Source organism: Bradyrhizobium sp. 25ACV (assembly GCF_054863005.1).
Genome location: NZ_JAVAYO010000204.1, coordinates 1 through 236, shown reverse-complemented (window position 1 = coordinate 236; position 236 = coordinate 1). Strand labels below are relative to the sequence as shown.

Sequence of the window (236 nt, the reverse complement as noted above, 5' to 3'; positions counted from 1 at the left end):
AATCTTTTTTCTATGGCTTTTTTAAAGACTATAGGATTATTGATATTCTTCAACTTCTGCATTGGATCCTTGATATGGCTGGCGGAGAGAAAAAATAATCCTGCTTTTTCAGATAAGATAAATGGCATCGTCGATGGATTCTGGTGGTCGTGGGTGACGATGACGACAGTAGGTTACGGCGACAAATCGCCACAGAGCAAAAACGGCAAGATATTAGCTACAATCTGGATGTTAGT

The 236-nt window shown here is 39.8% G+C and carries 1 protein-coding gene; it reads left to right on the top strand.

The features are described from left to right. Positions 1 to 236 (top strand): potassium channel family protein (locus RAD04_RS39160; RefSeq protein ID WP_461628033.1); only part of this gene is annotated, 236 nt, incomplete at both ends.